This is a genomic window from Massilia sp. BKSP1R2A-1, assembly GCF_050586525.1.
In the GTDB taxonomy this organism is placed as follows: Bacteria; Pseudomonadota; Gammaproteobacteria; order Burkholderiales; family Burkholderiaceae_D; genus Telluria.
In genome coordinates this window covers 149,124-160,140 of the sequence record NZ_JBOBRE010000015.1, presented here as the reverse complement: position 1 = coordinate 160,140, position 11,017 = coordinate 149,124, and the positions used below count along the sequence as shown (strand labels likewise).

Genomic DNA, 11,017 nt, shown 5'->3' with positions numbered 1-11,017 from the left:
CAAATGCGGTATTTGATCAGCGCGAACAGGGCAAAAGAGCGTATTCAATCAAGCGGGTTTGGCATTGGCTAGCCCAGTTGCAGCAGAATTTCACGTAATTTCAGAGAGTTTGACTGAATTGCAAATACTTGCAGTGGATTGCAGATATTTGCAGCTTATTTCACTAGTTTTCAAGCTTTTTCAGGAAATTTCATCATGCCGAATATCCAGCCATCAGCAACCGCCGATATCGTATCGCTCGATGCAGCACGCCAGCGCCGGCATTACATCGACCTGGCTAACGCGCATCCAGCATGGCTGGAGATTAAAGCGTCATGGGCCTTGGAAGGCATTGAGCTAACCGATGATAACGCCATGAATGCAGGCCGTATGCTCGCTGGCGATGTCACTTATACCCAGCTCATCAACGAGCTGCGTATCAAACATGGCCGACAGCCATTGTCTGACAGCGCAGCGCCTTGATTTTGCAGACAAAGCAAAATGCTTCAAAAAACGCAATTACTGCGCCTCAATATCGTTCACTTTCTGAATTAATGAGTTCACAAGCACTTGAATCTCCTCATCAGTGCCCATTGGGTCTAAGGTATTTAAAATAACCTCGCTATCCAATCGATAATCATAAAGATGGTACTGGATTGACCCTGAACTCCAGAAATATAAAAATCCACCACAATGATCCGAATCAAACTGAACACCTTCAAGGTCCCCGAAATCACCTTGCTTTGCTGAGACGCTCTTGTACTCAAATTTAGACCCAAGTGTTGACTCTAAGTAGCGCAAAGCCAAATTGGATCGCTCACTAAATGACATCATTTTTTTACCGCCTGAATAAACGAAATATTTGAAACTGCTGGCGAAAGTTCACCCCCCTGTTTTCGGATTGCAGCTTGCATCGAACGAGATGCGTTAGCACTTACACCAGTCAGCCAATCAGCTTGCCCGCCTTGAACCACGCTATTTCTAGCGATGGAAAACTCAACGTAAACGTTGCCAGGTGCCGTCTGCCTGACGAAGGAAGCCGGCCCGCTAGTAGCCATTGAGGTCATGCCGCCAGCACCTTCTTGCAACTGGCCAGTCCGCTTCATAGCCTCGTACTCAGTTCGCGACATCCAGCGGCCAACACGAACCATTTCTGGCCCTGCTTCTGCCGCAGTTTTTGCCCCCAACCCAGCAACGCTCCTACCAGCAGGAACACCATCAGCTAAGTTTTGCACCTCAGACCCGAAACCAAAGAGTCCCAAAATTACCTGTCCGACTTTGGTGCTGCCCAACCAACCACCACCAAGCCCCCCCCCGAGCACGCCGGCACACGTTCCTTCGTGCCCCACACACGCCGCCCCCTGAGCAACGGCTGGGTTTGGGCTCGATAGCATTGCGTCGCGAACTATGTCATCCCTATTTGTGTTTGCCGAAGCTGCAGCCCCTCCCATTTTGGCTACTGGTGGAGCCGCCTTTGGGGACTTAGTCCACCAACCAATCGTGCCCATACGCGACGATCCGTAAGCACCATCACCGCCCCAGTGCTGACTAATAAACGTGCCCCTGTTGACTTTTTCTTCCTTTTCCCCCATTACAACTACTTTCTGCGGCTCAGGAGTCTCATCTCTCTTATTGGCATCAGAAGCGAACCCCGATGGATCTGTTCGGTTAGTTGGATTGTTAAGCACATAGCTATAACGATTGTAACTCTGGCTATCGTGCGGATCTTCCACCAATATGTCGGCGCTGATAAATTTAGCCGTTAATGAGTCATATACTCGGCCGTTCATATGCACCAGGCCAAGCTGGTCCAACATCTCGTGACCAGTATATCCCTTGTTGTCTATTCCCCCTTTGGATTTACGTTTGCCCCATGGGTCGTAAGTGTGAGTTTCAACCACGTTTCCGCTCGGGCCGACAATTGCGTAGACACTGCCCAGATAGTCCGTGTACGTCCAATTCAGCTCAGTAGGCTTATTCGGACGGTCAATCTCGACACCACTTCCACCAGGCCAGTACGTTTTTACAGTCACTGCACCGTTGGTTGTTTCAACCTCCTGAGCTCCCGCATAAATCAGGCTACTGTTGACGCCACCTTCGCTGCGATCCTGACGTAAACGTTGGTGTTCTGGTCCGTAGATGAAGCCTGCGGTAGTACTTCCTTGCGTAATTGTTTTCGGCATGTCGTAGCTTGTCCATGTATAGCTACGGCCGGCCCCATTCAACAGGTTACCGTTGTCGTCGTAGTTGAACGAGCCAAGTTGCGTACTGTTGGTAATTGCATGTGGACGGATAACTCCCGGCCCCGGTATAGGATAGCTATAGGTCCCAACGCCTGGCTTGCTGAGCAGATTACCCTGGGTGTCGTATGTGAACTCCTGCTCGGCCTGACCAAGCACTGTGCTATAGCGCAGACGATTCAATTCATCGTAGCGGAAGCTCTCCTGGAATCCTGCTTGGCCAACATATTGAGTCCTGTTGCTTACGTTGCCTAGCACGTCATATTGGTATCCTTCAGTGGCAACGGCAGTGCCTGCCGAAAGAAGGTTGACATCTTTCAGGCGGCCGGTACGCGGATCATGGATACGCTCTTGATTCAATCCGTTGCCGAAGCTAAGCAACGTTGGCTTTCCACTCGCGTCCTGCGTTTTCACTTCGTGCAAAACCATCGCGCCGCGAAGAATCTGAGACAGATAGCCAAAAGCATTGTATCGAGAGTCAAAAGCTTTCTCACCGTCCGTACCGCGCCGATAGCGCAGACGCGACACCCTGCCCCATGCATCAAAGTCCGTGTACGCGTAATACCAGTTATCGGTCAGCTTCTGGGAGGTTTGGATGAGCCGCCCGATGTTGTCGTACGTATAAAGCCTGCGGTAGTCTGGTGCGGCCGATGTACCCGTATGGGCTTCAGCCAATGCACCAATGCCGTTGGATGCCTTGTCGTAGATCCAGTGGCTTTCCAGATCTGGTTCCAGCTTGGCGGTCATGCGATCGAGCGCATCGAACTCCATTGTGACCTTCTTCGTCCCGATCTTGCGCACCTCCGGGCTACTGGTCTCGAATGTTCGGCCGAGTGGATCGACGCGGTATTGCTGCAGCCCCAAGTCTGGGTCGTTCAGAGAGATTCGTCGACCCAGGTCATCGTAGCCAATAGTGATGACATTGCCGCCAACATCGGTGGTCTTGCTCAAATCACCGAATGCCTCGAACTCGAAAGCTGTATCTTTTCCTAGCGCATCAGTAACTTTACTGATTTGATCGAGCATGTTGTACGACTCGATGCGCCGCTGCGATTTGAAATTAGTCAGCGTACGCACGAAGCCATTGTAATCAGTAGTACTGGTCCGCAACTCATTGCTTTCGTCGAACGAAGAAATCGACGTGATCCTATCGAGGTTATCGTACCCGAAACGTTGGGAAAAATAAGCGCTTTCATTTTCTTTTCGTGGCCGATCTGTTTCTTGCAGTCGCCCCTTTGCGTCGTAACGCTTATCCATCACGACTGGCTCGCCATCGAATCCCCAGCTCTTGGAACGCACTATACGACCGACATTATCGAGATAGGCCACCTCAGGCACACTGATGCGGTCGGTTCCACGGAAACGCTCTGTCACAACTGCGACTGTGGCGCCGAGGGGGCACGCTTGCTGGCAATCCTTCCGGTAATAACGCGTTTCGTTACCATCTGGCGTCAACGCCCGCGTGACTCTACCGAAACCGTTGGCTTCCCAACTCGTTTTCACGCTGTTTGCATCAAGAAGCTCGACCAGCACGCCGGTTGCGGGATCGTGGGTACGTGTCTCTGCGCGGAACAGGGCGTTACTCACGTTCTTCGGGAATCGCCCCATCGAGTCATAATCTGTCTTCGCGGAGACCCTGCTTTTATTCGCTTGTGAAACAGGATCGAGCCAAGTTTGCGTCGCCGCCGTGACCAGGCCAAACGCGTTATTGCCACGGTCGAAGGTGGTCTTTACTTCATACAATGGCCGCCCTGGCTCGACCGTTTGCGTCTCAACCAGTCCAGTCGTTGATGAATAGGTGAACTTGGTAGTACGCACCCGCTCGACGCTAGTGGCACTACGGCGTGTTTCCACAACATTGGTAGGCAATCCAACCAGCCAATTTGCGCTATCGTTGCTGTAGATCGTATCGACCTTCTTGAGGAACGTCTCGCTGTTGCCAGCACTCGTCACAGTCAAGTTTTCCAGGTTGCCCCAACCATCGCTGCTGTACACGTGCTTGGTCGTGATCTTGCCGAGGTCCGCACCATTCAGGTCGAGGCGGCTTTCCACCGTTTCCGAAATGTAAGGGAAAGCGGCTTGGGCAGTTACCTTCTGCTCGAGCGTATGAACGACGTCGGAAAGCAAAGTGCCATTGCTCGCACGACGCTGCACAGCTTCAGGCATGCCAGTAAAAGGCCATTGCTGTCGGTAGCGTGTGGTGATGTTAATACCGCTCTGCTCATCGGTTTCCTTCACTTCCGCAAAGCCGAGCGAGCCCCGTCCGTGCATATCGATCGCTTCATTCACATATTGGTAGGAACTAGTGCGCGGTGAACTCGCACCGTTGGCATGCCTGATACGGGAAACTACCTTTGCTCCCCTCGCTGTCAAGTGGCGTGGATAAGCCATGGTAGCGACACGTTGCGTGACGATGCCAGCCCCTAGCCCGTCCACATAGTCCACACTGGTAGATACTCCCTCACCATTGGTTACTTGGTGGATTTTGTCCAAGGCCTGTCCAGTTACGGCAAGATCACGTGGCGCATAAACCTCCCAACGGCCAGCTTGCTCCTGCCACTGTCCATTGGCGTCGAAGCTGCCCGGCCTGTAGATGACCAGCTGAGAGCGACCAGTTCCCATCAGATCCATGTAGAAGGCGGCCGGCTGGGCTTCGCGGAAGCCGTTGTCGCGTGGATACGTGACACCACTCCAAGGGGTGCAGTTCAGGTTGCTATCGCTGTTTTCTTCGAAGGGCGCTTTAGTTGTGTCGTCCCCCATGAGACGGCACACCTCCAGATTCCCAGTTGGTACGGGAAGCCGATCGGAACTGTTGTTCATTGTTTCTACCAATATTGCAGGTGCGCCGTCACCCACAAAGTCCCCGATCCCACGTACGCCCTTGTATTGCAATCCGCTAATTTTTTGGCGAACCCCGCAATCGAACGTCCGACCTGTAAATAGGCAGAATGTCGCTTCGGCGCGGCTCGCGTATGCGATACCAGTAGTCGGGTTAAGCTTATCCTCGACGAATCCGAACATGGTATTTGCATAACCAGATCCGTTGAAATCGGCAGCCAGACCCGCTGCAGCATGCGGGGTTTCGAAGTAATAAGGCGCGCGCGCGCAGCCGGCAAATGCGCATGGCATTACATACTCGTTATAAGAGTACGAAACAACTTTCCATGCGTTGGTAGCAAGCGTGGGATTAGCGAGCTCCGTCGCGATCATCTGGGGAGTCAAGTTCTCCCATCGATTGACGGAATGCACCTCGCCATTGGAGTCCGTCTCGAATTCCGTGAACCGCGACTGCGTCCATCGCACATCGTTTGGTTTGCCCGTACCCGTAAAATCAATCATTTTCACGAAGCTGACCACACTTTGCTCAGCCACTTCGGCCATTCCTGACCGAACATATTCGGGTGAAAGGATGGTGAGTGGCGGGGCAGTATCCGTAATACAAGCCGCTTGCAAACAAAACTTGGCGCTGCCGTTTTCTCTACTGATTGCAGAATATAGGCCAACACGACCGTCACCATTGACGTCTACTGGGTGTGGGAACTGAGTAATGTCGTTTGTGCCCATGCCAACGTAGTTAGCATTGCAGGTAAAGATGATTGGATTGGCAAGCCCGCTGTCGCCACCTTTTCCAAGAGGCGACAAGCACACTTTGGGACCGGTTGCGGTCGAAACGATGAGGTCCGGCGCACCGTCGCCATCAAAATCACTCGTCTCCAATACGGCGAAGTCCTGCGCAGGCTCGATGCGATACCTGTACTCGGTGAACCCAGTCCCGGTGTTATGGAAATAGCGATAGGAAGAACGTAAGGTCCCTCGAGGAATCGGGTTAGCCAAACTTGCAGCATCGCTTTCCTCTGAATATGGTTCTCCTGGCGATGCAACACGCTTCTCTAATACGTCCGTAAATCCATGGTTCTCGAAGTCGGCGTAGGCAAAGTAGTCGGCGTGGGTAGCCGAGAGACGCTTCCCAGAGACGGTGTTATGCGTGCTCAAGATAGGCGAATTCGGCCAATACCTCACAGGCTCAAACCCGGCAGTCTTGTTTAGATCAGGCTTGCCCCAGGCAAAATTCGTTTGTGGCAAACAGGTCTTTGCTCGGGTGCTCACATGGTACGCGCATGCCTGGACGGATTTCAGCAAGCTACGGCCGCTCGTTGGACTGCGCTCGTAGCTCAACGTGTAATCGCGTACAAGAACGTCCGGAGGGGCAGTGCTTGTAAGATCGGTCCGCACATAAGTCTTGATACGGCTGACCCTGCTGCGCAAATCGTTGCGGGTCTCGTCGACATAGCGCTTCCATGCATCGGGACGCGCCTCATACACCAACTCTACTGCGGCGTGTGCACTCAGCGTATTGCCGCCGTAGCGAATCCAGCGGAGCAGATGCTCACCTGTCTCGGTGCTCTGTTCGTACACGTAATTGATGTAATTACCGCTCCGGTCCTTAACCTGATCCATTGCCCAGAATTGCGCACCGGATTTCGCATCAGGCGTAAACGCTACCTCAGCGCTCGGGTCCATGCGTTGTACCGGCTTGACGATCGCTTTGACATAGCCGCTCTCCGTCGGACGGCCGAACGTTGCGATACGACCATTTTTGAACTCAACCTTGAAACTACGCTGGGCGACGCCCGTACCCTGGGCGCTGATCCGCGAGAAGCTGTCGATCTCGGTCCTGTACTGCGCATCGTCCGCCCAGTAGGTTTCGTCATTGTTGACGGTTTTGTTCACCAACACGAGGCGCTGCCCGTCGAGACACAGGCGATCGCGATTGGTAAAGGAAATCCGTTCATTGACGCCATCGGTCGCGATGATCTTGCCGCAACGGTGGATGCGCGAAACGCCGTTTAACCTCCAGCCCAAGCCAAGGATGTCATTGGCGCCGCTGCTGTCGTATTCCAGAGAGAGTTCCGGTTTGACGCCCGCAGTTCCCGGCGGAACCTCGATTGGCATGGAGTACGTCGCCGATCCGTTTGGAGATACCGCCATTGCTCCCGGCAGGGTGCCCGCATCCGGATTTGTCAGATGAGGTGGTGTGATATTGATCGACGTGAGCGTGCCGCCGCCTGCAGCCTGGGTTACCGTGACACTTACCGCTGCGGACTCCGCAACCTGGGCGCCGCTCGCGTCATATGCCCGCGCCACCAGGCTATAGGTGGCAGCAGTGGCCGGCGTCCATGTACCGCTCCATGTGCCACCCGTATTTGCGCCGGAGGCTGCATGAACATTGTTGGCAAAGAAGCGTACCGATGCTGCTGTACCCTGCACGGTTGCCGACAAGGCCTGGCTTACACCTTGCTGCAGAGTTGCGCCGTTGGCCGGACCGGTCATCGCGATGGTAATCGCCGAAGCTTGCTGAACGGTGAACTGATTCGCAACGCTCTGCAATGTTGTATTCCCTTTGCGCACCTTAGCATACACCGTGTAAGGAGCAGTGCGCGCCGTGAGTCCGGACAATGATGCCGAATAGGCGCCTGCGGTTGCCTCTGGCGATGCCGCGACCCATTGCCCGTCAACGACGAAGCCCACTTCATCGTAACTGCCGCTCTGGTTGGTCAGCTGCATGCGCATGAAGACCGGATTCGGGCTCTGAACTTTGTCGCCGTTGAGCGGGGTGGTCAAACCGACCCGCAGGGTGCCAGGCATCGTGCAGCTGTTATCGGCACACGGCAACGTGACCTTGGCGGCGGCACCAGCGGTTTCTGCATACACATACAAGGACCGACCGGCGTAACTTGACAGATAGGTGCTCAGATTGACGACGAAGTGGTGGCCAACACCCGGGGTGCTGCATTGGCTTTGCACCGATGCGTTATCGGCTTCGGTACTGACATTGGCAACTCCCTGCGTCAGTAGGGTACCGCCAGAGGCTAGCGTAGGACCGTCGAGCAGCACTTTGTACGCCAACGTTGCCGTGCTACCGGGCTGGCAAACCCATCCATACAGTTCAGGGTCGCCAGCGGCATTCGACCTCACCCCTGATACAGTACCAAGCAGCGAGCTGTTCGTGATATTGACGCGAACGATCGATGAATCAGTCTGCACGCCACTGCTGTCAGTTGCGCGCAGCTTGAATGCATAGGTCCCTGCGGCGAGATTCAGCGTGCTCGAATAGTTCAGTAGCGTAGCACTGCCAGTAGATGTATGCACTGGCGCCATGCCGAAACCTTTGCCGCTGTCCTGGAACAGTTCCAGTTTGGTCACAGAGCTACCCGCGCGCGTGCCATTTCCCGTGAAGGTCACGGCTTGCAGCTGCGCACCGCTCACACGTACGTTGCTTGGACTGGCCGACAAGCTCACGGTGGGGCCCGCCCCGGTGCTAACGGTAATCGGCACATTTTGGGTCAGGCCGCCGAACCAACCCACATATTCCTGCACCATCTGCCATTGGAAATTGTACGTACCTGGGCTGAAAGGCGCGGTAACCTGGAACGCAAATACCGCCGTGTCGCCAGGTGCGACGTTCCCGCTTAAAAAGGCCCGGTGTCCGAAGGTATTGTTGTCTTGCGGATTTTGGGCGCCCAAGCGGAAGTTGCTTCCATCGGTCCAGGTGCTTGTACCGTTATTCAACATGCGGACCGTCACGGTGTACGGTTGTCCAGCGCGCATTGTCGTAGGCACGGCCTGGCTTAGCGCCTGCGCGCTATTACCCGCTTTCGCCGACTGAACATCGATCGCGATGCTCGAACTCGTGCCTTGACCGCCAGCGGCATTGGTCGCGCGAAGCGACAGCATGTACACCCCTGGTGCGAGTTGGATGGTATTTGAATAAGCTGACGTCCCCGTTTTCGTGTCAAGGACCGTGGTGCCGTTGAGTAGCTCGAGTTTCGTGATGGCCGACCCGCCGACGGCCGTGGCGCTACCTTGAACAGAGACCGCAGCAGTCGACGAGGTGGCAACGAAATACGAATAATTGGCTGGCGCGGTGATGCTGGCAGTTGGCACTGGCGCAGGTGCATCTGTTGTCATCGTCTGGACGAATGTACTGCTCCCCCCGTTCCCAGTTGCCGTCCACGTACATGTGGATGGATAGCCGACCCACGCCGAGTTGCCTGTCTCGGTGCGATTGCCTGCCGTGGTAGGAAGCGTAATATTGCCAGCGTACCCGGTGCCTGATGCGGTGCAGCTACGCGTTACTGATGTAGCGTTTGTCGTGCTCCAGCTCACCGAGGAAGCTTGGCCGACAATCAATTTCAGCGGACTGGGCGAAACGGTAATGGTCGGCCGGGATGGATCTGTTCTCATTACTTGAGTAACACTGCTACTTCCACCCGCACCGCTCGCTGTCCATGTACATGTAGACTGATAGCCCACCCATGCAGTATTACCGGTTTCGGTGCGACTGCCGGACGTAGCAAGCGTCACGCTGCCAGCGTACCCGGTCCCTGATGCGGAGCAGCTGCGCGTGACCGACGTCGCGTTGGTCGAGTTCCACGATACAGTTGCCGATTGTCCCTCGATCAAATACAACGGACTAGGTGAAATACTAATCGTCGGTGCAGCGGCGCGCGTTGTCATCTGCTGCGAGACACTACGGCTCCCTCCGGCGCCAGTTGCGGTCCACGTGCAAGTCGACGGATAGCCCACCCACGCAGAGTTGCCTGTCTCAGAGCGGTTGCCAGACGTCGCTAGGGTGACATTACCAGCATATCCCGTCCCTGTTGCTGTACAGCTGCGTGTGACGGAAGTGGCGTTCGTCGTGCTCCATGTGACGTTTGCCGACTGGCCTACAACAAGGTCAAGCGGGATGGGAGATACATTAATTGTCGGCGCAGGCGCTGCCGGTGCATCGACACGCACTGTGACATTTGGCGTGTAGCCGCCAAACCATTCAACACCTTCCTGCAGCATACGCCATTGGAAGTCGTATGTTCCCGCTGTGCTTGGCGCGCGCACGGTGAAATTGAACGTTACGCTGTTACCTGCACCAACCGTTGTAGGCACCTGAACGCGTCCGAGCCCCCATGTCAAATTGTCCTGAGGGTTTTGTGCACCCAGACTATGCGGCTTGGTACCCCCCGGGCTCCACGCCATCGTCCCATTGTTTCGCATTGTGACCGAGACGTTGTAGCTCTGCCCTGCGACCATCGTCGTTGGCACGCTCTGGCTTTCATACAGTGCGTTGTTAACTGGCGCCGACGATGCGACATTGACAGTGAACGTTTGTGAAAAAGCTTCGCTGCCCCATTCGTGCTGCGCAGCGAGGCGCAACTGATGGGTTCCTACACCAAGGGGCACAACGATATTGATGGTTCTTGTGTCGTTACGCGGGTTTCCAAATTTGTCGTAGCTGATCGAATAAGCCTGGTATTGGAGATACTGTCCAGAACTATTTACGACCCAGACCGCATTGACAGCGTCTCCTGTGGTCGAGGCTTTTACGGTGCCAGTGAATGTAACGTTCATTAAGCCGTTTGCGTCCGCCGTTCCATTGGCGGGACTAACGGCTAAGTTAGTCCAGGTAGCTTGCGCAAGTGCAGACTGAGAAAAAACCAGACCACATAACAAAAGGCAGAGGTAGAAAATGCGTAACAACGACGCGTAGCTCGACGTTATTTTGTTTAACGTCATCGAAGATTGATGCATTTTCCAACTCCACTTGTGGGCACTCAAAAGAGGCACATATTGTTTGTATGTACTAGCAAGTTTGATTGGAAGTTTGTTGAGGAAGTCTATCCAATAGTAACAAAGAGCAATTTTTTCCTTTTTGCAAGGCGTTTATATGCATAGTTATGCAGGACGAGTACTTTGGACACGCAATTGGCGCTGTGAAGCCACAGAATGAGCTCGGAAGAACG

The 11,017-nt window shown here is 54.4% G+C and carries 3 protein-coding genes; 1 reads left to right on the top strand and 2 read right to left on the bottom strand.

The window, feature by feature from the left end; genetic code table 11:
* Window positions 1-195: 195 nt before the first annotated feature.
* A complete protein-coding gene (locus tag ACQ7JA_RS20910) occupies window positions 196-462 on the top strand; it encodes a hypothetical protein (RefSeq protein WP_430901295.1) in 267 nt (88 codons plus the stop codon).
* Between the two features lie 36 nt (window positions 463-498).
* On the opposite strand, the gene ACQ7JA_RS20905 is transcribed toward ACQ7JA_RS20910, so the two are convergent.
* Window positions 499-813 carry a hypothetical protein gene (locus ACQ7JA_RS20905; RefSeq protein WP_430901293.1) on the bottom strand — a complete coding sequence of 105 codons (315 nt, stop codon included), beginning with the start codon at window positions 811-813 and terminating at the stop codon, window positions 499-501.
* The gene (locus ACQ7JA_RS20900; RefSeq protein ID WP_430901291.1) at window positions 810-10,805 is read right to left on the bottom strand and encodes an NBR1-Ig-like domain-containing protein; all 9,996 of its coding nucleotides are present in this window, start codon (window positions 10,803-10,805) and stop codon (window positions 810-812) included. The genes ACQ7JA_RS20905 and ACQ7JA_RS20900 overlap by 4 nt, the downstream gene beginning before the upstream one ends.
* Window positions 10,806-11,017 lie beyond the last annotated feature (212 nt).

Excerpts from the sequence above, each read along its gene's own strand:
- ACQ7JA_RS20905 (WP_430901293.1), bottom strand. The coding sequence starts at position 813 with ATGATGTCATTTAGTGAGCGATCCAATTTGGCTTTGCGCTACTTAGAG.
- ACQ7JA_RS20910 (WP_430901295.1), top strand. The coding sequence starts at position 196 with ATGCCGAATATCCAGCCATCAGCAACCGCCGATATCGTATCGCTCGAT.
- ACQ7JA_RS20900 (WP_430901291.1), bottom strand. The coding sequence starts at position 10,805 with ATGCATCAATCTTCGATGACGTTAAACAAAATAACGTCGAGCTACGCG.